2 protein-coding genes and 1 rRNA gene are annotated in these 25698 nt (G+C 49.3%); 2 read left to right on the top strand and 1 reads right to left on the bottom strand.

Going from position 1 to position 25698, the window contains the following annotated elements:
• Positions 1-45 precede the first annotated feature (45 nt).
• Complete coding sequence (locus JOD82_RS27400) at positions 46-23775, top strand: non-ribosomal peptide synthase/polyketide synthase (RefSeq protein WP_209950325.1); 23730 nt, start codon at positions 46-48, stop codon at positions 23773-23775.
• Positions 23776-23884: 109 nt separating this feature from the next.
• Here JOD82_RS27400 and JOD82_RS27405 read toward each other — a convergent pair whose 3' ends face one another.
• A complete protein-coding gene (locus tag JOD82_RS27405; RefSeq protein WP_209950326.1) occupies positions 23885-24919 on the bottom strand; it encodes an alpha/beta hydrolase in 1035 nt (344 codons plus the stop codon).
• A gap of 609 nt (positions 24920-25528) precedes the next feature.
• Here JOD82_RS27405 and JOD82_RS27410 point away from each other — a divergent pair.
• Positions 25529-25698: ribosomal RNA gene (locus tag JOD82_RS27410) — 16S ribosomal RNA — on the top strand; the annotation flags it as partial.

Here is a 25698-nt window from a genome sequence, read left to right on the forward strand (position 1 = left end):
GGTGCAGCGGGAGGATATTCACATCATGGAATAGGAGTGAATGAGATGAATGACATGCAGTTATATGATTTAACAAATGCGCAGAAGCGTATATGGTATACCGAATTACTCTACCCAGATACGTCAGTGTCACAGCTTTCCGGTACAGCTAAGATGAAGGGGCATATCAATATTGCTGCCTTTATGCAGTCCATTAATTTGATTATCAAACAGTATGATGCGTTCCGCATCCGTATTACCTCAGTGGATGGAGTGCCTCAGCAGTACGTCGTTCCTTATGAAGAGAGACAGTTGGAGTGCCTGGATCTTAGTCACTATGAAAGTGTATCTGAGGTGGAAGCCTTACTTGAGCAACACAAAAGAAAACCCTTGCCCCTGCTGGATTCTGAGCTCTTCCAGTTTTTAATTGTGAAGATTAGCGAGGAAGAGTATTGGATTAATATCAAGATGCACCATATTATTTCTGACGGGATCTCAATGGTGGTCTATGGCAATCAGCTGACAGCATTTTACATGGAGTTAATTCAAGGAAATGAACCGGAGCTGGGCGACGATTGCTCGTATATTCAATATATTGCAGATGAGAATGCATACGAACTTTCTGACAGATACCAAAAGGATAAGGCTTACTGGCTAGATAAATTTTCCGATTTGCCTGAGCTTACGGGTTGGAAGTCATATAATCCGTTATCTTTAAGCACCCACGCCGTTCGGGAGCATTTTACCGTACCAGAAGTGCTATATCACGAGCTGCAAGCATTTTGCCAACAGAATAGGATTTCTTTGTTCCAGTTCTTCATGGGTGCGATGTATATCTACATACACAAAATGACGAATCAGCCGGATGTGGTGATTGGCACTTCGTTCGCTAACCGGGGGAACAAAAAAGAGAAGCAAAAGATAGGTATGTTCGTCAGCACCGCTGCTGCCAGAACATACGTCAAAAAGGATATAGATGTGTTGAGCTTCCTGCAGGATGTAGCCAGAGATCAGATGTCAGTCCTGCGGCATCAGAAATATCCATACAATCAGTTAATTCAGGATCTTAGAGAAATGCATGGGAACAAGGATATTCAGCGGCTTTTTGGCGTTTCAATGGAATATCGTCTTATCAATTGGGTTGATTTGGATGATGTGCGTATTTTGACAGATTATGATTTCTGCGGGGACGAAGTGAACGATTTCGTGCTTCATATCGTGGAGATCCTGGATGAAGGCGAACTGGTACTGGATGTCGATTATCGGACAGAGCTGTTTGAACGCAGTGAAGTTAAGGACATGGTTTCCCAGTTGCTTACGATCGCCGAGCAGATCATTCATTCACCTCAGCTTTCTATCGCAGAGGTAAACTTATTGGGCGAACCCGAAGAGCAATCCATTTTGGCTCTTTCGGAAGGCGCCGCAGTCGATTATCCACGAGAGAAGACCATTCATGGCTTATTCGAGGAACAAGCCGAGCGCACGCCAGATCACGTAGCCGTTCAGATGGACGAGCAGAGCATTACATACCAAGCTCTAAACGAGCAGGCTAACCAGCTTGCGAGATATTTGCGCTCCGAGGGAGTAGGGGCAGATACGCTCGTAGGGATTATGGCTGACCGTTCCTTGGAGATGGTCATCGGGATGTTGGCCATTTTGAAAGCAGGTGGTGCCTATGTACCAATTGACCCCGATTATCCCGAAGAGCGTATCCACTATATGCTGGAGGATTCAGGTGTAAGTCTGTTGCTCACCCAAAGTCATCTATGGGAGAGCACCACTTTTGACGGAAAGCTTGTGAGTCTGGACGAAGCTGCAACGTATACAGGAGATGCTTCCAATCTGGAGAGTATTTCGGGACCAAGCCATCTGGCCTATGTTATCTACACGTCGGGTACGACTGGCAAGCCGAAGGGCACGCTGATTGAACACAAAAATGTAGTTCGACTGCTCTTTAACGATAAAAATTTATTTGACTTCAACTCTCAGGATACGTGGACGCTGTTCCATTCGTTCTGCTTCGATTTCTCCGTTTGGGAGATGTACGGAGCGCTTCTTTACGGAGGGAAATTGGTGATTGTTCCATCTCTCACAGCCAAGAGCCCAGCAGCTTTCCTGGAGTTGTTGAAAGACAACCAAGTCACCATCTTAAATCAGACGCCGACGTATTTTTATCAGGTGCTACAGGAAGAGTTAATGCACTCTTCGACAGAGCTTGGCCTTAGAAAAATCATTTTTGGTGGAGAGGCTTTAAGTCCATCTCTTCTGAGAAACTGGCGGGTCAAGTATCCTGATGTGCAGCTGATTAATATGTACGGAATTACGGAAACAACGGTTCATGTCACCTATAAGGAAATCACGGAACATGAGATTGAAGCGGGGAAAAGCAATATTGGCAGAACGATCCCCACACTTAGCGCTTACATTCTCGATGAGCAAAGACGCCTGCAGCCTGTTGGGGTTCCAGGAGAGCTATACATTGCGGGAGACGGTCTTGCCCGTGGGTATTTGAATCGGCCGGATTTGACGTCTGAGAAATTCGTTGAGCATCCGTATCGGGTGGGAGAGCGGCTGTACCGAACTGGGGATCTTGCTCGTTGGTTGCCTGATGGCAATATTGAATATTTGGGGCGGATCGACCATCAGGTCAAAATTCGCGGCTACCGAATTGAGCTTGGCGAGGTAGAAGCCCAAATTCTCAAGGCTCCAAGCGTACGAGAAACGATTGTCCTCGCACGGGAAGACGAACAGGGCCAAAAATTGCTGTGCGCCTACTATGTAGCCTCCAGTGACCTTTCGCCGGGGGAATTGCGGTCTCAGCTGGCGGCGGAACTCCCCGCTTACATGATTCCTTCTTATTTTGTCCGGCTGGAGCAAATGCCGCTTACACCAAATGGCAAACTGGATCGCCGTGCGTTGCCGGCTCCTGAAAGCAGCGTACAATCCGGTGAGGCTTATTTGGCTCCGAGAACTGCTGTGGAAGCTCAGATGGTACTCATCTGGCAAGATATCTTGGGCGTTGCTCGTGTCGGTGTCAGAGATAATTTCTTTGAAATTGGTGGTCACTCTTTGCGGGCAACAGTGCTCGTTTCACGGATTCACAAAGAATTGGGATGTAGCATTTCGCTGCGTGAGGTGTTTCAGTCACCTACAGTCGAATCCTTGGCGCAACTTGTGAAGAAACACATTCCGACCATGTACGAATCCATCCCACAGGCAACGGAAAGCGAGGCTTACCCAGTGTCCTCAGCGCAAAAGCGGTTATACGTGCTGAGACAGATGGACGGGGGAGAGCTCAGCTACAATATGCCAGGGGTCTTCACAGTGGATGGACCGTTGGATCGCACGCGGCTGGAGTCTGCGTTCCAGGCACTGATCCAGCGTCATGAATCCCTGAGAACCGGCTTTTATATGCAGGATGGAGAGCTTGTTCAGCGTGTGCATAGGAATGTGCCGTTTGCGTTGAACTACACAGAGGCTTTGGTGGAGGAGACGGATACGCTCATTCACAACTTTATTCGTGCCTTTGATCTGAGCCAGGCTCCATTACTGCGTGTTAGCTTGGTGAAGCTCCAGGAGGAGCGTCATCTGTTGCTGTTTGATATGCATCACATCATTTCAGATGGGGTTTCTATTCAAATATTGATAGAGGAACTTACTCATTTGTATCAAGGAGAACAGCTCCCAGAGCTGCACATCCAGTACAAGGATTATGCCGTATGGCAACGGGAACAGTCAGAGAACCAATGGCAAGATCTTGAGGAATATTGGTTGCAATCCTTTGAAGGAGAGTTGCCGGTATTGGATTTGCCTACAGACTTCCAACGACCTTCAGTTCGGAGCTTCGAGGGTAGCCGAATTGATTTTACATTGGATGAGTCTGGCAATAAGGCGATACAAGAGCTTGCATCCCGTACAGGTACTACACTGTATATGGTATTGCTGGCCGCCTATTCGGTACTACTGCACAAATATACAGGACAGGAGGACATCGTCGTAGGTTCTCCAGTAGCCGGAAGACCGCAGGCTGAGCTTGAGGGCATCATCGGGATGTTTGTCAACACACTGGCCTTGCGCAGCTACCCGGCAGGAGATAAAACCTTTCAGGATTATCTTCTGGAAATCAAGGAAACGGCGCTCAAGGCGTTTGAGCATCAGGATTACCCTTTTGAAAAATTGGTCGAAAAGCTGGGCGTAGGACGTGATGTCAGCCGCAATCCGCTCTTTGACACCTTATTGGTATTACAAAATACCGAGCAGGAAGAGCAGGAAATGGACGGAGTGCACTTTACTCCTTACTTGATGGACACCGTCACAGCCAAATTTGACCTGTCCCTCAATGTAGAGGAGAAGGGGTCAAAATTAGCCTTTGGCCTCGAGTATAGTACGGCTTTATATTGGCGTGAAACCGTAGAGCGACTTGCAACGCACTTGCTCCGGGTTCTGCATGCAGTCGCGGCCAATCCTCAGTTGCAACTGGCCGAGATAGAAATGATCACACCGGAGGAGAAAGTACAGATCGTTGAAGTATTTAACGCGACATCGGCTCCTTATCCAAGGGACAAGACCATTCATGAGCTGTTCGTAGAACAAGTCAATCGTACACCAGAGCAGACGGCGCTTGTATTCGGCGATGTCCAGCTAACGTACCTTGAATTGCAAGACAAGGCGAGCCGACTGGCCCAAACACTGCGCCGTTTGGGAACGTTGAGGGAGCAGCCTGTGGCCGTGATGGGCGGACGAAGCATTGAGATGGTCATTGGTATGCTCGCGGTGCTTCAAGCGGGTGGAGCCTATGTGCCGATTGATCCTGATTACCCGGAAGATCGGGTTCGTTATATGCTTAATGATTCCGACGCCAAGCTATTATTGGTGCAAAAGGGCGAGCTTATAAGTGTAGACTACGGTATACCGATTGTCGATCTTAGCAGTGAAGAGGCCTATGCAGCTGAACCTGCCCAGCCGGAGACTGCTCAGGGATCGCAGGGGCTTGCTTATGTCATCTATACATCGGGTACGACGGGTAGACCGAAGGGCGTTATGGTGGAACACCGGAACGTGGTTCGTCTGGTCAAAGAGACCAACTATGTGGAGCTGAATGAATCTACGCGGATTTTGCAAACGGGAGCAGTGGCCTTTGATGCTTCTACATTCGAGATATGGGGAGCTTTGCTTAACGGTGGACAGCTCTATTTCGTAGAGAATGACGACATTCTGATTGCCGATAGGCTCAAAGCAGCTATTGCCAAGTACGGGATTACGACATTGTGGCTTACTTCACCGCTTTTCAATCAGCTTTCCCTGCAGGATGAGTACCTGTTCAGAGGGCTCAAAGCATTACTAGTCGGCGGTGACGTACTGTCCATATCTCATATGAATCGTGTAATCGAGGCTAATCCTGATCTTGTCCCTATCAATGGCTATGGTCCGACAGAGAATACGACCTTCTCCACCACCTACAAGATTCCGGGTCGTGCCGAAGGGGGCGTGCCGATTGGTCGCCCAATTAGCAATTCGACCGCTTATGTGGTCAATGGGTCGCTTCAATTACAACCCATTGGTGCTTGGGGTGAACTCATTGTCGGCGGTGAAGGTGTAGCGCGCGGATATCTCAATCGTCCTGATCTCACAGCAGAGAAATTTGTCCCTAGTCCTGTGAAGGACGGAGAACCCTGCTACAGAACTGGGGATTTGGTACGCTGGCTTCCAGATGGGAATTTGGAGTTTAAAGGAAGAATTGATGAGCAGGTCAAAATACGTGGTTACCGCATCGAACTCCCTGAAATCGAGGCCCAACTGGCCAAGGTGGAGTCAGTAATCGACGCCGTAGTGGTCGTTCGCGCGGATGAGCTTGGAGAGAAGCAGCTTTGTGCTTATTATGTGGCGGATCGTGCGCTCACGGCAGGCGAAGTACGCCTTGCCCTATCGCAGGTACTTCCGGGCTATATGATGCCATCCTATTTTATTCAGATGGATCGTATGCCATTAACGTCAAACGGAAAAGTGGACCGCAGGTCTCTGCCGGCTCCTCAAGTAGGCGCGCATACAGGACGGAAGTATGCAGCTCCTCGTACACCGGCTGAAGAAGCTTTGGCATCTGTCTGGCAAGGGGTGCTGGGTGCCGAACAAGTGGGTATCCATGACAATTTCTTTGAATTGGGCGGAGACTCCATCAAGGCCATTCAGGTGTCGTCACGGTTATTGCAGGCCGGCTATCGGTTAGAGATGAAGCAGTTGTTCAAATCGCCAACCATTGCCGAGCTAGGCGCGGAAATACAGACGGCTGTGCACATGGCTGAACAGGGAGTTGTGCGTGGAGCGACTCGCTTGACTCCAGTCCAACAGTGGTTCTTTGGCCGGAAGCAGGCAGAGCCTCATCACTTCAATCAAGCGGTTATGCTGTATCGTGAACAGGGATTTGAGGAAAAGGCCTTGCATCAGGTGCTGAGAAAACTTGCTGAGCATCATGACGCCCTTCGTATGGTTTTCCGTCAGACAGAGCATGGCTACGAAGCTTGGAATCGTGATCTTGAAGAAGGAGAGCTTTATAGCCTGTTCACCGTTGATTTACGGAGTGAATCCGATCCGACTGCAGCCATTGCATCGCTGTCGGATGACATTCAGCGCAGTATCCATCTGGCAGAAGGCCCGCTGCTGAAGTTAGGACTTTTCCATTGTCAGGATGGAGACCACCTTCTGATCGTGATCCACCATTTGGTGGTGGACGGAGTATCCTGGCGGATTTTGTTCGAGGACATCGCAGCAGGCTATGAGCAGGTGATTCAAGGCCAAGCACTGACACTCCCGCAGAAGACGGATTCCTTCCGTGACTGGGGTGACGCCCTTGCTCGTTATTCGGAAGGCCCTGAAATGGAGACTCATCGGGCGTATTGGAGAGAGCTGGAGGATCAGCCACTCGAACAGTTGCCGAAGGATGAGGCTGTGGAAAGCCTTCTTTTACAGGATAGCAAAGTAGTAACAGCACAATGGACTATAGAAGAAACCGACCAATTGTTGAGAAAGGCCCACCGTGCTTATCAAACAGAGACGAATGATCTGCTATTGACTGCTCTAGGCATGGCGATATCCAAGTGGTCTGGGATCGAAAAGGTTGCTGTGAATCTGGAAGGGCACGGTCGTGAGCCGATTATACCGAATATCGACATCACCCGTACCGTCGGCTGGTTTACAAGTCAATATCCGGTGATTTTAGACTTGGGGGATAACTCGGAAGTGGCCTCCTTGATCAAGTCTGTGAAAGAAGGGTTGCGCCGAATTCCGAACAAAGGTATTGGCTACGGGTTGCTCAAAACGGTGGCAAGTCAGTTGGATGAAGATAGCTTCAGCTTGCAACCTGAGATTTCTTTTAACTATCTGGGGCAATTTGATCAGGATTTGCAAGGAAGCTCATTGCAGATCTCTCCTTATCCGACCGGAAGCGCGCAAAGCTTGTTGGAGGAACCGGCCTATACGCTAGATATCAATGGCATGGTGACGGACGGAGCCCTGACTCTGACGATTACTTATAACGGAAAACAGTATAAGTCATCTACGATGGAACAGCTCGCTGGATATATTGAAGAAAGCCTGCGGGAGCTTCTTCAGCATTGCGTAACCCAAGAAAAAACCGTATTGACACCAAGCGACGTGCTTGCGAAAGGTCTAAGCATTGCCGACCTGGAGGAGCTTTCTAAGCAAACGAGCCACATTGGCGATATTGAGAATGTATATAGTCTGACGCCGATGCAGAAGGGCATGCTGTTCCATGATATGTTTGAGCCGCGTACAGGCGCTTATTTTGAGCAGGCTGCTTTTGACTTTAAAGGTAGCTTTGATCCGAACGCCTTCGGACACAGTCTGGATGCAGTGGTGGAGCGTCATGCCATCCTGCGCACGAACTTTTACAGCGGATGGGGCAGCGAGCCTTTGCAGGTTGTATTTCGGCACAGAGGCGCTAAATTGGTGTACGAAGACCTGCGGGAGATGAATGCATCGCAGCGTGAGGCTTACCTGAAGACATTTGGTGCTAAGGACAAAGCACGGGGCTTTAACCTGGCTGAAGACGAGCTTCTTCGTGTATCGATTTTACAAACAGATGAAGAGAGCTTCCGTCTCTTATGGAGCTTTCACCACATCGTCATGGATGGGTGGTGTGTTCCGTTAATTACGCAGGAGGTATTTGAACACTATTTTGCCCTTCTGGAAGGAAGAGAGCCGCAGCTGGCAGAGGTTCATCCGTACAGTCGATATATCGAATGGCTGGAACAGCAGGATGAAGCAGCTGCGTCCAACTATTGGAGCCGATATCTGGCCGGTTACGAGCAGCAGACGCTTTTACCTCAAGTCGGTGGAGCAAGTAAGGGAGAAGGCTATGTAGCAGAAAAGCTGAATTATCCTCTCAGCAAGGAATTAACTGAGCGCCTTGAAAAGGTGGCCAGGGATGCTCATGTCACGATGAACATATTGCTGCAGTCCCTCTGGGGCATTGCACTTCAACGCTATAACGGTAGCCGGGATGTCGTGTACGGAAGTGTAGTATCAGGCAGACCAGCAGAAATTCCGGGCATTGATCGGATGATTGGTTTGTTCATCAATACGATTCCTGTTCGTGTGAAGACAGAGGAGAATCTCCCCTTCACGGTTCTGATGAAGCAGCAGCAGGAACAATATATGGCTTCTCATATGTATGATACCTACCCGTTGTTTGAAATTCAGGCTCAGACGGATCAGAAGCAGGATCTCATCTCTCATATTATGGTGTTTGAGAATTATCCTGTGGAAGAGGAAGTAGAGCGTCTGGGTGGTGGCGAGGCTGCCTTTGAGATTGAGGAAGCGGAGCTTCTTGAACAAACGAATTACGATTTTAACTTAATTGTTCTACCGGGCAAAGAGATGAGATTGTTGTTCCAATACAATGCGCTCGTCTATGATCCAGCCACGATCGAGCAAATCAAGGGCCACTTGTTCCACCTGATGGAACAAATTGTGGAGAATCCTGCAATTTCCGTGGATGCTCTAGAATTAGTCACGCCGCAGGAGAAAGAACAGATTCTGAACGTATGGGGAAATACACCAGGCATTTACGAGCAATGTAACACGTTCCACGGGCTGTTGGAGGAACAGGCGGGACGAACGCCAGACGCGACTGCCCTTTTGTTTGGGGACGAGATGCTGACCTACGCCGAGCTCAATGCAAAAGCCAATGGACTGGCGAGAAGGCTCCGTACTCAGGGAATCAAGACGGGAGATCTGGTGGGACTGATTGCTGCACGGTCGCTCGAAATGATCGTTGCGATCTACGGCATTATGAAAGCCGGGGGTGCCTATGTTCCAATCGATCCAGAGTATCCGAAAGAACGAATCAGTTACATGCTTGAAGATTCCGGGGCGAAGCTGATCCTTACACAGGCCCATCTCTTGGAGCATCTCGGATGGACGGAAAATGTTTTGCTGCTGGATGAATCATCGACCTATGATGCCGACACCTCGAATTTGGAGGCTACTGCCGGCCCGGATGATCTGGCTTACGTGATCTACACTTCAGGTACGACGGGTCAGCCTAAGGGCGTATTAGTCGAGCATCGGGGACTACCCAATCTTTCGGACGTATACGGGACACACTTCGAAGTTACACCGCAGGATCGGATCGTTCAGTTTGCAAGCCTGTCGTTTGATGCATCGGTTTCGGAAATTTTAACGGCGCTGAGCCACGGGGCTGTTCTGTGCATCCCTTCTCCACAAGATATTTTAGATCATGCCCTGTTCGAGCAGTTCATGAACGATAAGGGGATTACGGTAGCGACTTTGCCACCCGCTTACGCTATCCACCTTGATCCAGAGCGTTTGCCAACACTGCGGTGCTTGCTAACCGCTGGATCGGCCGCATCGATCGAGTTGATCGAAGAGTGGAGGAAGCATGTACGTTACTCTAATGGCTATGGCCCAACAGAGGACTCCGTATGCACCACAATCTGGTCTGTCCCGGACAGTGAGGGAGCAACGGATATTGTATCTATTGGACGACCTATTGCTAACCATAGTGTGTACATCTTGGATGACCATTTTAGATTGCAACCTGTCGGTGTAGCTGGAGAGCTATGCATTTCGGGTATCGGGTTAGCGCGGGGGTATCATAACCAGCCTGAGTTAATGGACGAGAAGTTTGTGGACAATCCATTTGCTCCAGGAGAGCGTATGTATCGGACGGGTGACTTGGTTCGCTGGTTACCGAATGGAACCATCGAGTACTTAGGTCGAATAGATCACCAAGTCAAAATCCGCGGCTACCGTATCGAGCTAGGCGAGGTAGAAGCACAAATGCTCAGAGTGCCGTCCGTTCAGGAAGTCGTGGCCATGGCTGTAGAGGGCAATGATGGCTACAAAGATCTAGTCGCTTACTTCGTAGCCGCTCAGAAACTTGAGGTATCCGAACTTCGGGCCGTCCTGTCGGAGATGTTACCTGGATATATGATCCCTTCCCGCTTCATACAAATGGACGATATGCCTCTGACGTCGAACGGAAAAATCGATCGAAAAGCGCTGCAGGGCGAGCGTGGATGGGCAGTTGCTTCATCTGAGGCTCCAAAGACACCTGTAGAAATGCAATTAGCCCAAATCTGGCAAGAGGTGCTAGGTGTAGAGAATGCGGGAGTGAAGGATAATTTCTTCCATTTTGGAGGTCATTCACTGCGTGCAGCCCTGCTAGTCTCACGAATTCGCAAGGAAATGAATCGAGAGATTAGTCTGAGAGCAGTGTTCGAGTCTCCTACTATTGAAGGATTGGCCCGTGCTATTGAGGGCTATACACCGCTGAATTTCGAAGAAATTCCTACAGCGGGAGCGAGAGAGCATTATCCATTGTCCTCTGCCCAAAAACGACTGTTTATTCTAAGTCAGCTGGAAGGTGGAGAGCTGAGCTACAATATGCCAGGTATTCTTACCGTTGAGGGAGCTTTGGATCGGGAACGACTAGAGCAGGCATTCCGTCGTCTGATTCATCGTCATGGTTCGCTGCGTACTCGTTTTGTGACCGTGAACGGTGAACCTGTACAGCAGCTCCTGACGGATGTTCCGTTTGCTGTGGAATATGCGGAGTTGAGCGAGGAAGAGGCAGGAGCTACCCTTCAGCAGTTCGTCCGTCCTTTTGATCTGGGTGTAGCTCCATTGCTGCGGGTCGGCCTTATTCGAATTGCACATGAGCGCCATTTACTATTGTTTGACATGCACCATATTGTCTCAGATGGGGTTTCTATGAATATTCTCATAGAAGAGTTTCTCCGCTTCTACCAAGAGGAGGACGTACTTCCTGAGCTACAGATCCAGTACACAGACTATGCGGTATGGCAGCAAGAGCAGCTCGGAAGCGAGCGTCTTAAGGCCCAGGAGGCTTACTGGCTGGATGCTTTCCGCGGAAGCTTGCCAGTGCTGGATTTGCCAGGAGATGAAGTTCGTCCTGCGGTGCGAAGCTTTGCGGGCGATCGAATCGACTTCCAAATTGATTCTTCTCTGAGTGCTTCACTTCAGGAGCTGGCTACCCGAACGGGTTCCACTCTGTTCATGGTACTGCTGGCAGCCTATACAGCGCTCTTGCACAAGTACACAGGTCAGGAAGATGTCATCGTCGGTTCACCTGTGGCAGGAAGATCCCATGCGACACTCGAAGGCCTCATCGGTATGTTCGTCGGCACAGTGGCACTTCGTACTTATCCAGAAGGAGAGAAGCCTTTCGAGGCTTATCTGCAGGAAGTGAGGGAAACAGCGCTGCGGGCCTATGAAAACCAGGATTACCCGTTCGAGGAGCTGGTAGAAAAGCTGGAGCTTCAGCGTGATTTGAGCCGTAACCCACTATTTGATACCATGTTTGTCCTGCAAAATATCGATCAGGGAGAACAAGAAATAGAAGGATTGCGCTTCACTCCTTACGATAATGTACATCCGGCTGCCAAGTTCGATCTTACGTTGACCGTGAGTGAAGAAGCAGACGGGGCATTGAACTGCACGCTTGAGTATGCGACTGCGATCTACAAGCAAGAGACTGCTGATCGGATGGCAGGCCACTTTGTACAGCTTATTCGGGAAGCCATCGCCAATCCGGCACTGCCGTTGTCATCCCTTGATATCGTGACACCTCAGGAAAAATCAAGGCTGATGAAAGCGCCGGACGAAGCCAAGGCAGATTATCCTCGTGACAAGACGATCCATGCGCTGTTCGAGGAGCAGGCCGCACGTACTCCGAATGCAGTGGCAGTCGTATGTGAAGATGCAACCCTGTCCTACATCGAGCTGAACGAGCGGGCCAATGGACTTGCCCGAACGCTGAGGGAACGTGGTTTGCAACCAGACGGTTTGGCTGGAATCATGGCGGATCGTTCCCTTGAAATGGTGGTCGGAATTTTAGCCATCTTGAAAGCAGGCGGGGCCTATGTCCCTGTAGATCCTGAATATCCAGAAGACCGCATTCGCTTTATGCTTGAGGATTCAGGAGCCAAGCTACTGCTGACACAAGCGCATCTGGAGCAACGGGTCTCCTTCGCCGGGGATATCGTAAGTCTGGACAAAACGGCTTCCTACAAGGAGGATGTCTCAAACCTGGAGTCTGCAGCCGGACCGGGGAATCTTGCCTACGTCATCTACACATCGGGTACGACAGGCAAGCCAAAGGGAACACTGATTGAGCATAAAAATGTAGTTCGCTTGCTCTTTAATGATAAAAATATGTTTGACTTTGGTCCTCAGGATACGTGGACACTGTTCCATTCATTCTGTTTTGACTTCTCTGTATGGGAAATGTACGGAGCATTGCTGAACGGAGGACGGTTGGTCATCGTTCCATCGCTTACCGCGAAGAGTCCAGATCGTTTCTTACAATTGCTTAAGGATCAGAAGGTCACCGTTTTGAACCAGACACCGACTTACTTCTACCAGTTGCTACAGGAAGAGCTCGGTCATCAGGCGGCAGAACTGAGCCTCCGTATGATTATCTTCGGTGGAGAGGCATTAGCTCCGGCCCTGCTCAAGGACTGGAGAACGAAGTATCCGCAAGTGCAGCTCATTAACATGTACGGCATTACCGAAACGACCGTGCATGTAACCTACAAGGAAATTACAGAGTTGGAAATTGAACAGGGCCGCAGCAATATCGGCACCACGATTCCGACGCTGCGAGCGTACATTTTGGATGAACAACGCCGTCCACAGCCGATTGGCATTCCAGGTGAACTCTATGTGGCGGGCGTAGGTCTGGCGCGAGGTTATCTGAACCGACCGGAATTGACGGAAGAGAAGTTTGTCGCTCATCCGTTCGAAGCAGGCGAGCGTATGTACCGCTCGGGTGACTTGGCACGCTGGTTGCCGGATGGCAGCATGGAGTATTTGGGACGGATTGACCATCAGGTAAAAATCCGTGGTTACCGTATTGAGCTAGGCGAAGTGGAAGCGAAGCTGCTCCATGCTCCGTCTGTAAGAGAGGCCGTTGTGCTCGCCCAAGAGGATGGAAGTGGACAAAAAGTGCTTGTCGGCTATTTCACAGCCGATCAGATGCTGACGGTAGGAGAGTTGAGAAAAGCCTTGGCTGCCGAACTGCCGGCTTATATGATTCCATCTTACTTTATGCAATTGGAACAGCTGCCTTTGACACCAAATGGCAAACTGGATCGCAAAGCGCTTCCGGCTCCGGAGGCCAATGTGCAGACTGGAGCGGTTTATGAACCGCCAAGGACGAAGGCTGAGGAAGCTTTGGCTTCCGTATGGCAAGGTGTGCTGGGAGCACAGCAGGTCGGCATCCACGATCATTTCTTCGACCTGGGTGGTGACTCCATCAAGGCGATTCAAGTGTCCTCGAGATTGTTCCAAGCTGGATATAAATTAGAGATGAAGGATCTCTTCAAATATCCGACAATTGCCGAGCTCAGCCCGTATCTTCAGGCAGCCGGACGTACAGCGGAACAGGGCGAAATTAAAGGTGCAGCAGAGTTAATGCCAATTCAGCGCTGGTTCTTTGAACGCCATACAGCGGAGCCGCACCATTATAATCATGCCGTCATGCTCTATCGGAAAGACGGCTTTGATGAGGCTGCACTCCGATTGACAATGGACCAAATTGCGATCCATCATGACGCGCTGCGCATGGTTTTCCGGCCTACAGAAGCTGGATACGCAGCTTGGAATCGGGGAACGGATGAAGGCGAGCTCTACACATTGGACATTGCTGATATGCGGCAGGCGGAAGACCAGACAGCTGCGGTTCAGGCCCAAGCCAATGCCATTCAGGCAAGCTTTGACTTGGAAGGTGGCCCACTGTTCAAGCTAGGCCTGTTCCATTGTGAAGATGGCGATCATTTGTTGATTGTCATTCATCACCTCTTGGTTGACGGTGTGTCCTGGCGCATCCTGTTTGAAGACATTGCAACAGGATACGAGCAGGCGTTGAATGGACAAACGATTGTTCTTCCGCAAAAGACCGATTCGTATCTTGTATGGTCCGAGCAAGCGGCGAAGTATGCAGCAGGTCCTGCCCTGGACGAGGAGCGTTCATACTGGCAGCAGATTGAGGAGACGCTTCTGGCTCCACTGCCCAAGGATAAGGATCAGGAGCCAGGCACCGTTCGGGATACCGAGTCGGTTACGGTAACGTGGTCTGCTGAAGAAACAGAGCTGCTGTTGCGACAAGCAAACCGGGCTTATCATACGGAGACGAACGATTTACTCTTGACTGCTCTGGGAGCAGCTATTCAGCGCTGGACAGGCATGGAGCAGGTTCTGGTTAACCTTGAAGGACATGGACGGGAAATGATCATACCAGATCTGGATATTACCCGTACCGTGGGCTGGTTCACAACTCAGTACCCTGTTCTGCTGAACCTGCAAGATGGGCAGGAAGTATCTACCCGGATCAAGCGCATCAAGGAGAATTTGCGAGAGGTTCCGCACAAAGGTATCGGCTACGGTCTGCTGAAATATATGGCACCGGAAAAAGACACTCGATTCAGCGTAGAACCAGAAGTTTCCTTCAACTACCTTGGACAGTTTGACCAGGATTTGGAGGGGAATGCTCTTAGCTTGTCTACACATTCAGTCGGTAAGGCGCTCAGCGACCTCACACCACAGCAATATGCTCTGGATGTGAATGGCATGATTGCTGAAGGCCGGCTATCACTGACGATTACGTACAGCAGCAGGCAGTATCGTAACGAGACGGTGAGTCATTTTGCTGAATTATTACAGTCAAGCCTTAGTGAGGTCATCCGTCATTGTGTGGCTCAGGAGCGTTCACAGCTTACACCAAGTGATGTTCTGTTCCAAGGATTAACATTGGAGCAGCTTGATCGACTCACGGCGCAGACGGCTCACATCGGAGAGATTGAGGATGTGTACAAGCTGACGCCAATGCAGAAGGGAATGCTGTTTCACAGCCTGCTGGAGCCGGACTCCTCTTCATACTTCGAACAGGCAACGTTTGAGCTGCGTGGTAGCTTCGATGTAGATATCTTCTTCGAGAGCTTCCAGGCTTTGGTGCAACGACATGCCATACTACGTACCGGATTTTACAACAACATTGCTGATGTACCGCTGCAAGTTGTCTTTAAGCAACGGTTAATCCCTCTGCACTACGTAGATTTGCGCGACGCATCTATGCAGGAACAAGAAGCCCGGATCAAGGCTTATATTGCTGAAGATATGGTTAAGGGGTTCAGCTTGTCAGATGATCCGCTGATGCGAGTGACCGTCTTGCAGAAGGATCAAAGCTGTCTTGTATTGTGGAGCTTCCACCATATTGTTATGGATGGCTGGTGTATCCCGATCATTACACAGGAGCTGTTCGATTATTATTCTGCCAAGAAACAGCAATTACAGCCTGTCCTGCCGCCAGCTCAGCCCTATAGCCGTTATATCGAGTGGCTTGATGCACAGGATGATCAAGAAGCTTCAACATATTGGAGCCAATATCTCGAAGATTATGACGGGAATACCGTATTGCCGGAAGGTAAAACGAAATCTCAAGCCAAAGAAGCGGGCTATGTCCTAAAAGAGCATGTTCTCCATCTGGGTGCATCTTTGACCGGTAAAATGGATGTTGTCGCGAAGCGCAATCACGTGACCGTCAACACACTCATGCAGACAGCTTGGGGACTGATTCTTCAACGTTATAATGCCAGCTCGGATGTCGTTTTCGGCGGCGTTGTGTCGGGTAGACCGGCTGAGATTGCAGGGATCGAGAATATGGTGGGTCTGTTTATTAATACAGTACCTATCCGTGTACAGTCATCCAAAGACGAGGCTTTCGTCGAGGTAATGAAACGTACACAGGCACAATCATTGGCTGGTCGTGTCTACGATACCTATCCACTGTATGAGATTCAGGGGAAAACAACCCAAAAGCAGGACCTGATTTCTCATATTATGATCTTTGAAAATTACCCGCTCGACGAACAGGTGGAGCAATCGGGTAATCAAACGGAGGACAATCTCGAAGTTGCCAACTTCACCATGTTTGAACAAACCAACTATGACTTTAACCTGGTTGTGATTCCAGGCGAAGACATTAAGGTCTGCATTCGCTACAATGCTTCGGTCTACGAGCAAGAAAGCATTGTGCGAATCGGAGGACATTTATTGCAAATGCTCGATCAGGTAGCTACTCATCCGCAAGCGACGATACAGGAACTGGAGATTGTAACATCTGAGGAACGGACAAACCTGCTTGACTGGGGTGGCAAGGCTCATGTCTACCCAAGTGATCAGGGCCTGCATACCTTGTTTGAGGAACAGGTGGCCCGTACGCCGGATAAGATCGCGGCAATAAGCGGCGACATCCAGATCACATATCGGGAGCTGAACGAGCAGGCGAACAGACTAGCTTCCACCTTGATAGCCCAAGGACTACGGAGTGAACAAGTAGTGGGGCTGTTGGCGGATCGGTCAGTGGAACTGCTGGTTGCCATCATGGGGGTACTCAAAGCGGGCGGAGCCTATGTACCGATTGATCCTGAATATCCGCAGGAGCGGATTCAGTATATTCTGAAGGACTCTGGCGCTGAGATTCTGCTCACACAGAGCCACCTGACGAAACTAGCGGCCTTTGAGGGAATGGTTATGGAATTGGATGCCCCGCACATCTACGGAGCTGGAGTGAATAATCCTAATATTCCTGTGAGAGGAAACGATTTGGTGTATCTAATCTATACTTCGGGTACAACAGGAAATCCGAAGGGAACCATGATTAACCATAAAGGAATCGTGAACTACATCTGGTGGGCCAATAAAGTCTATTGTGCAGGGCAACCAACGGACTTCCCGCTGTATTCGTCCATTTCGTTTGACTTGACGATGACATCAATGTTTACTCCGTTAATAAATGGAGGAATAGTACGGATTTATGATGGTATAGATAAAGCGGAGGTTGTTCAGCATATTTTGCGCGAAAATGCGGTGGATATTCTCAAGCTGACGCCGACGCATCTCAGTCTGATTAAAGATATGACCATCCCGGTAGAGAGTCGCATTCAGCAGCTTATTGTGGGTGGAGAGAATCTGACCACACATTTGTCAAAAACGATTACCGACCTCTTTGGTGGCAATATCAAAATCTACAATGAATATGGACCAACCGAAACGGTCGTCGGCTGCATGATTCACCTGTACGATCCTGCGAAGGATACACGGGAATCCGTACCGATTGGTTTGCCGTCAGACAATATATACATTCATATCCTGGATGAACAGCTTCGTCTCGTACCGTTAGGTGTGGAGGGCGAAATGTACATCGCCGGGGACGGGGTAGCCCGTGGATACCTGAACCGTCCGGATCTTACCGCAGAAAAATTCATTAGGAATCCGTTCGCTGCGGAAGGAAATATGTATCGCACCGGAGATTTGGCTCGTCGCCTTCCTAATGGAGACATTGAGTACATTGGGCGTATTGACCATCAAGTCAAAATACGGGGCTATCGTATTGAGCTTGGTGAGATTGAGGCCAAGTTGCTGGATATGCCCCTTGTCGAGGAAGCTCTCGTTGTTGCGTGGGCAGACGCCAATGGACAGAAGTCTCTGTGTGCTTACTTTGTAGCGGATCGCGAAATGTCTGTCAGCGAGCTGAGAAACGAACTGTCTGCCGGACTGCCTGCATATATGATTCCGTCTTACTTCGTACAACTGGACGTGATGCCTCTGACACCGAATGGCAAGCTGGATCGCAAGGCACTGCCTGAACCGAACTCGGGTATAAAGGCGGGAGCAGACTTTACCGCTCCGCGGACGGATGTGGAGAACATTTTGGCTTCAATCTGGCAAGGTGTACTTGGCGTGCCGCTTGTCGGCATTCATGATAATTTCTTTGAGCTTGGAGGTGACTCGATCAAATCCATTCAAGTATCCTCAAGGCTTCTTCAAGCAGGCTACAAGCTTGAAATGAAGGATTTGTTCGGTTATCCGACAATTGCAGAGTTGGCGCAGCGCGTTAGTGTGGTCAGCCGAATTGCGGACCAAAGCGAGGTACACGGATCGGTAAGACTGGGACCTGCTCAGCACAGATTCTTCGATGAACAGTCAATGGATCTGCATCACTTTAATCAGTCGGTCATGTTGTACCGACGGGATGGCTTCAATACCGATGCGCTCGCCGAGGTTGTTCGGACAATTGCAGAGCATCATGATGCTTTACGACTGGTGTTCCGCCAAGGAGAGCAGGGATTGGAGGCCTGGAACCGGAGCGTAGGTGAGGGTGAACTCTATAGCCTCCAAATCCACGACCTGCGGGATGAGACAGACCCGGCTTCAGCAATAGAAGCGGGTGCGGAAGCCATTCAGCGCAGCATCTCTCTGGAGGATGGACCTCTCTTTAGACTGGGTCTGTTCCGCTGTGCAGAAGGCGAACATCTGTTGATCGTTATTCATCATCTGGCTGTGGATGGCGTATCCTGGCGTATCCTCTTTGAGGACCTGCAGGAAGGCTACGAGCAGGCAGCACGTGGAGAAGCAGTCAAGCTTCCGCAGAAGACGGATTCGTACCGTGCATGGGTTGAGGGAATCACACAATTTGCTAACAGCCCGGCGGCTGAACAAGAACTCAGCTATTGGGCAGAGGTAGAAGGAGGTGGCTTTGTCCCTCTTCCCAAAGACAAGGTAGATGGCGCTCTTCTCATCAAAGATAGCGAGGCTATCACGGTCAGATGGTCACCAGAAGAGACAGAGCAGTTCCTGAAAGAAGCGAACCGTACTTACAATACGGAGGTCAACGATCTGCTCCTGACGGCCCTTGGTATGGCTGTTCACGAGTGGACGGGAATCGAACGTGTAGGCATCCTTCTGGAGGGACATGGGCGGGAGCCTGTTGTACCGGAACTGGATATTACTCGCACAATAGGCTGGTTTACAAGTCAATACCCTGTCGCCCTTGAGATGGACGGGGAATTGGAGATCGGGGCCAGAATCAAGCATGTAAAGGAAGGCTTGCGTCGTATCCCGAACAAAGGTGTCGGATATGGGATTTTGAAATATTTAAGCGACAGTCCCGATGCCTCCTCCTTCTCGGCTGAACCGGAGATTACGTTCAACTACTTGGGTCAGTTCGATCAGGATCTTGCAGGAGGGACGATGGAAGTATCGCCTTACTCCGTAGGACCTGAGGTCAGTGAGCAGATGGTGCAGCATCAGGCATTGAACATTAATGGACTGATTGCCGAAGGGCAGCTTCAACTCTCGGTCAGCTATAACCATCATCAGTTCTACGGGGAGTCCGTGGCTAAGTTTGTTGGCATTCTGAAGAACTGTCTTAGTGAAGTCATTGGACATTGCGTAAGTAAGGAAAGAACAGAACTAACACCAAGCGATGTACTCCTCAAAGATATCAGCTTGGAAAAGATTGAGGAGTTAGAAGAGCAGACACGGCATATCGGTAGTATTGAAAATATGTATAAACTGACGCCGATGCAAAAGGGGATGTTGTTCCACAGCTTGCTGGAGGCTCATTCAGAGGTCTACTTTGAGCAGGCCACATTTGAAATTCAGGGAGTGTTCTATCCTGAGGTTTTCAAACGCAGCTTACAGCAACTGATGAAACGGCATGCCATATTGAGAACGAATTTCCATGCTGGATGGGGCGATTTCCCTATACAGATTGTGTTCAAAGAAAGAGCATGCGATTTCGTATACGAGGATTTGCATGAGCTGGATTCCGCTGAAATAGAAGCGCGTCTTGCAGCTTATGTTGCCCAAGACAAAGCAAGAGGCTTTGATCTTGCGAATGAAGCCTTGCTGCGTGTTGCTATTCTACGTACTGCAAAAGAGCATTACCATCTCTTGTGGAGCTCTCATCACATCATTTTGGATGGCTGGTGTATGCCACTTGTGCTCCAGGAAGTGTTTGAAACATACGGAGCTCTACGTGAGCAAAGGGAACCTGAGCTTCCTGTAGCAGCATCGTACAGCCAGTACATTCAATGGTTGGAGAAACAAGGCGAGGAAGAGGCATCCTCTTACTGGAGAGGGTACCTGAAAGGCTACGAGCAGCAGACGAAGCTGCCACAAGCCATCACACAGCCATCGGCAAAAGCAGAGGCCTATGTGTCGGAGAAGCTGGTATTCACGTTGGATGCGGAACTGACCGATCGCCTGGAACAGGTGGCCAAACAACATCAGGTGACGATGAATACGCTGATGCAAGCAGCCTGGGGAATCGTGCTGCAGCGCTACAATAGAAGCCAGGATATCGTCTTCGGAAGTGTGGTATCGGGAAGACCTGCCGAGATTCCGGGTATCGAAAGCATGATCGGTCTCTTCATTAATACAGTTCCAGTTCGGGTTCAGGCCGAGGGAAGCGATACGTTCTCCCATGTGATGAAAAGACAGCAGGAATTATATTTGGCAGGACATGCTTATGATTCCTATCCGCTCTATGAGATTCAAGCACAGAGCGAACAAAAGCAAGATTTGATTTCTCATATTATGGTGTTCGAAAATTACCCGGTAGAAGAGCATCTAGAAGAGAAAATTGCCAGTGAAGAGGCTGAATACAAAATTACAGATGTTCAGATGTTTGAACAGACGAATTATGATTTTAACCTTATTGTGCTGCCGGGACGTAGTCTGGAGTTCTTGTATCGATATAATGCTCGCGTCTATGACCGGGAGAGTGTGGAACGGATTCAAGGACACTTGACGAGAATTCTGACAAGCGTATCTGTACAACCTGCTATCCGTATTGATGAGCTGGAACTGATCACGCCAGAAGAGAAATCACAAATAATAGAGGTGTGGGGAGATACAGTAGCTCCTTATCCGCGTGAGCAAACCCTCCACGGCATATTTGAGGAAAAAGCTGCGCTCACACCGGATCGTACAGCACTTGTTTACGGAGAAACGAAGCTTACCTATGGAGAACTTCATCAGCAGGCGAACCGTCTTGCGCGTACACTGCGTGCCCAAGGGGTCAGACCGGACCAACCAGTTGGCATCATGGTCGAGCGCTCGCTTGAGATGATCATTGGTATTCATGCCATTCTAAAAGCTGGTGGGGCCTATGTACCGATTGATCCGGAGTTCCCAGAAGACCGTATTCGCCACATGCTGGAGGATTCGGGGGCGAAGCTTCTGCTGACGAAGAACCATCTTAAAGATCGGTTCCCGTTCACTGGCACGATCCTGGCACTTGATGATCCGCAGGCGTACCATGGGGATAGCTCGAATCTGGAGCCAATTGCGGGGCCGGAGCATCTGGCGTATATCATTTACACGTCAGGTTCAACCGGCAAGCCGAAAGGTGTAATGATTGAACACCGCTCTGCCGTCCATACGCTGAGTCAGCTGGAAGCTGAATATCCGATGTTGGCAGGCGACCGTTTCCTGCTCAAAACGACATTCACCTTTGACTTCTCTGTGCCAGAGCTGTTCTGCTGGTTCTTTGGACAGGGGACTCTCGTGATCCTGCCACAAGGCGTGGACAAAGACCCGATGGCACTGCTGGAGGCTGTGGATACGAACCGAATCACGCATCTTAATTTGGTGCCATCGATGCTCAGTGTGCTCGTTCAATACTTGAAAGAAAGCGGCACCCAAGGATTCCTTACTCTGAAATACCTGTTTGCCTGCGGCGAGACGCTGCCTGCCAAACTTGTAGAAGAGTACTATAAAGTATCTCCACACGCAGTACTGGAGAATATCTATGGTCCTACCGAAGCGGCCGTATATGCGACCCGATATACAACTAGCCCTGAGACTGCGGCTCTAACGCATGTGCCGATCGGCAAACCGTACGCTAACGTCCAAGTATGGATGATGGACAGCGCTTCTCAGGTATCACCTGTGGGGGTACCGGGAGAACTCTGCATTGCAGGCGAAGGGGTAGCGCGGGGGTATTTCAACCAGCCGGACCTGACCGCAGAGAAGTTCATTCCTCACCCGTACAAACCGGGAGCACGGATTTACCGAACGGGCGATTTGGCCCGATGGCTGCCAGACGGGAATATTGAGTATTTGGGACGGATCGATCACCAGGTAAAAATCCGGGGTTACCGCATTGAGCTGGGAGAAGTGGAGGCACAAATTCTGAGGGTGCCATCGGTGCAGGAAGCGGTTGTTCTAGCACTGGCTGACTCCAGCGGAAGTACTCAGCTGTGCGCATACTTTGTGGCCGAGGAAGGGCTCGCAGCGGGCGTATTACGCGAAGCACTGGGCAGCGAGCTGCCAAGCTATATGATTCCGTCTGCTTTCGTACAGCTCGCACAAATGCCGCTGAATCCGAATGGCAAATTGGATCGCAAAGCGCTACCGGCACCAGAAATCCTTCTGCGGAGCACAGCGGAGTATATCGCGCCACGTACGCAGACAGAAGTAGAGCTCGCTCAGATTTGGTCCGAGGTGCTCGGCGTACAGGAAATCGGGATCAGAGATCATTTCTTTGACCTTGGGGGCCATTCCCTGAAAGTATTGGGCTTGATCCAAAGGATCTCGTCTAATATGGGCGTCCATCTCCCACTCCAGGCCGTGTTTAATCTGCCAACTGTGGAAGAAATGGCGCATGAAATTTTCAAGCTGCAGGCAACAACTACTGCCGACGAACAAGAAATGGAAATTATCCACTTCCCAGGGAAAGGAACGCTTAAAGTATTTTGCTTCCCTCCTCGGGTAGGTCACTCTCTGGGGTACTATGAGATGGCCAAGGAGCTGGATGGGCTTTGCGAGGTGTACGGGATGGAATTTATCGGCGATCGTTTCCAGGGCCAAGATATGCTGGATCGATACATCGATGCCATCGTGAACATTCAAGCCGAGGGCCCATATGTATTCCTTGGATACTCACTTGGAGGAAATCTCGCCTTCGAGGTAGCTAAAGCTATGGAAAGCCGAGGCTACCATGTTGGTGACATTATTATGGTAGATGCTATGAGAAAGATGTCCAAGGATGAATCGACACCTGAGGAGCTTGAAGAGATTGTCGAGACGGTGCTGGATAGCATTAGGGAGCAGTACAAAGTATTCCTCGCCGATCCAGCCGACAGGGAGCGAGTCATGGACAAAATGTTGGTTTACTCCACCTACCGCGATGAGCTTATTAACGCAGGTGAAGTTCATGCGAATATCCATGCTCTGATTGCAGAGGATGATAGTATTGGTCCGGATACATCATTAGATAAATTGTTATGGCAAAAGGCGACGCATGGTCAATACAAAGAATACGAAGTCATCGGAACGCATGATGTGCTGCTTGATTCCGGTTTTGTCGGGGAAAATGCTAAAGTACTGAAACAAATACTTGGTAAAATTGCAGAAGCTTCATCTAAAAACAAGCCTATTCTGTCCTAAGATCAATCAACGAGAATAGTGTAGGGTAGCAAAGACGCCCGGATTCCTTTATATAGAAGGAACTCGGGCGTCTTTTGTTTTTTTATGCTGTCCTTAACATATAAAGTCCCTAATCATCTGTGTATGCTTTAGACATGGTTGACTGAAAATGACTGGTGTCGGTGATGAGTTCACGGATGACCTGGATGACAAGCTCCGGTTGATCATGGATGATCATATGCTCGCTCTTCTTGGCAACAATAAATTTGCTGTTTGTAGAGATGTTAAGCATCTCGCGCTGTCCCATTTGCCAGCTTTGTTCGATCTGATCATTTCCGCGCTTACTAATACCGAACTGAGTCAAATCTTGTTGAACGCCCCGGGCAATTACACGTACAGGGAGGTTGCCCAGATGCTGTCCCCGTATGGCATCTTCGGTAGTGCTTGCTAGATCACCTTCCTCCGCAACAGATCGAAAGTACTTAGAAGAAGCGACAATATTCACAAAAGAGTTTCTATCTTGATATTCGACTCGACCCGTTAGCATAAAATTGGGAAACAGGCGAAATGCTCCTGACTTTTCTAGGAGAATGGATATTAACGGGGAGGGATTGACCTTAGGTCGTTCTTTGGCATAGATCTCATTTGTCCGGCGAGCGTCATTCTCAGGCCTGGCATCCACCAGAACCAATCCTGCCACTTCGTCTTTGTAGGTCTGCGCGTACAGTCTTGAGTACATCCCTCCGAGAGAATGGCCTACCAGGATATAAGGAGCTTGGATGTCTGCGTTTTTTAAGGCGAGATGAAGCTCCCGAACGATGTTTTCCCCGGTTCGTGGAGTAGCAGCCTCCTCGCTCCAGGCATAGCCTGCCCGGTCATAGGATACAACAGTGGCGAATGATGACAGCTTTTCAGGAATATCCCTCCAGGACAGGCTACTTTCCCCACTCCCTGATTCAAGCAATATTGTCGGAGAGCCATTACCGAGTTTACGAATATGAAGTCGATAGCCCCCGGCATCGACTAATTCCCCCGGAGGCGGGTATTGTGATTTATCCTTTTTGGATGCAATCCACTCATACACAAATCCAGAGATCACGAAAAGTAGTAAGCAAGAGATGATAAGAAACACAATTCTCGTCCATGTTCGCCTTCGTTGTTTCATTAGAAAATCTACTCCTCTATATAGCTATAATTAATCATTACCTAAAGTTGCGTGCAACAAAGCTGCATCGTATGGTTTGTTGCTAGCTCCTTATCTTTTTTACCCATCCTTTCTTTGTCAAATCATCAATATTAAAGAAAAAACAGAATATGCACTTGAGTTGTAATAGCAACACACATGTCCGAGATAGGTGAATGAATGGATCTCACGGCGTTCTTAGATGCGGTAACTAAGTCCATTGGGCAAAAGTACAGGAGTACACAGGATCTCATTACAACAATACAAATAGTAAAAACAATTCATTAAAAAAGGGTTGCATTTAAATATTCAGAGTGGTATACTCTAATTCCGGCCAAGAAATACAATAGCGAGCGAGTGTTACAAAAAAAGATTTTAAAAAATGCTTGCAAAGTTGGTTCGGACATGATACGATATAAGAGTTGATGAAGCGATAAACTTAATCAACAGAAAAGAATGTTTGATCTTTGAAAACTGAACAACGAGTGAGTAAAATGGTTTTGTTCGCAAAATCAAACAAGAGATATTTTTTATCTCGTCAGTTTCAAAATGAGCTTATCGCTCTTTCTATAAACCAACTTCGGTTGGTCTTTAATGGAGAGTTTGATCCTGGCTCAGGACGAACGCTGGCGGCGTGCCTAATACATGCAAGTCGAGCGGGGTTAGTTAGAAGCTTGCTTCTAAATAACCTAGCGGCGGACGGGTGAGTAACACGTAGGCAACCTGCCCACAAGACAGGGATAACTACCGGAAACGGTAGC

This window comes from Paenibacillus sp. 1182, assembly GCF_017833915.1.
Classification (GTDB): Bacteria; Bacillota; Bacilli; order Paenibacillales; family Paenibacillaceae; genus Paenibacillus; species Paenibacillus polymyxa_D.

Bases quoted from the DNA above. Each gene is read 5' to 3' on its own strand.
- JOD82_RS27400 (WP_209950325.1), top strand. From the start codon at position 46: ATGAATGACATGCAGTTATATGATTTAACAAATGCGCAGAAGCGTATA.
- JOD82_RS27405 (WP_209950326.1), bottom strand. From the start codon at position 24,919: ATGAAACAACGAAGGCGAACATGGACGAGAATTGTGTTTCTTATCATC.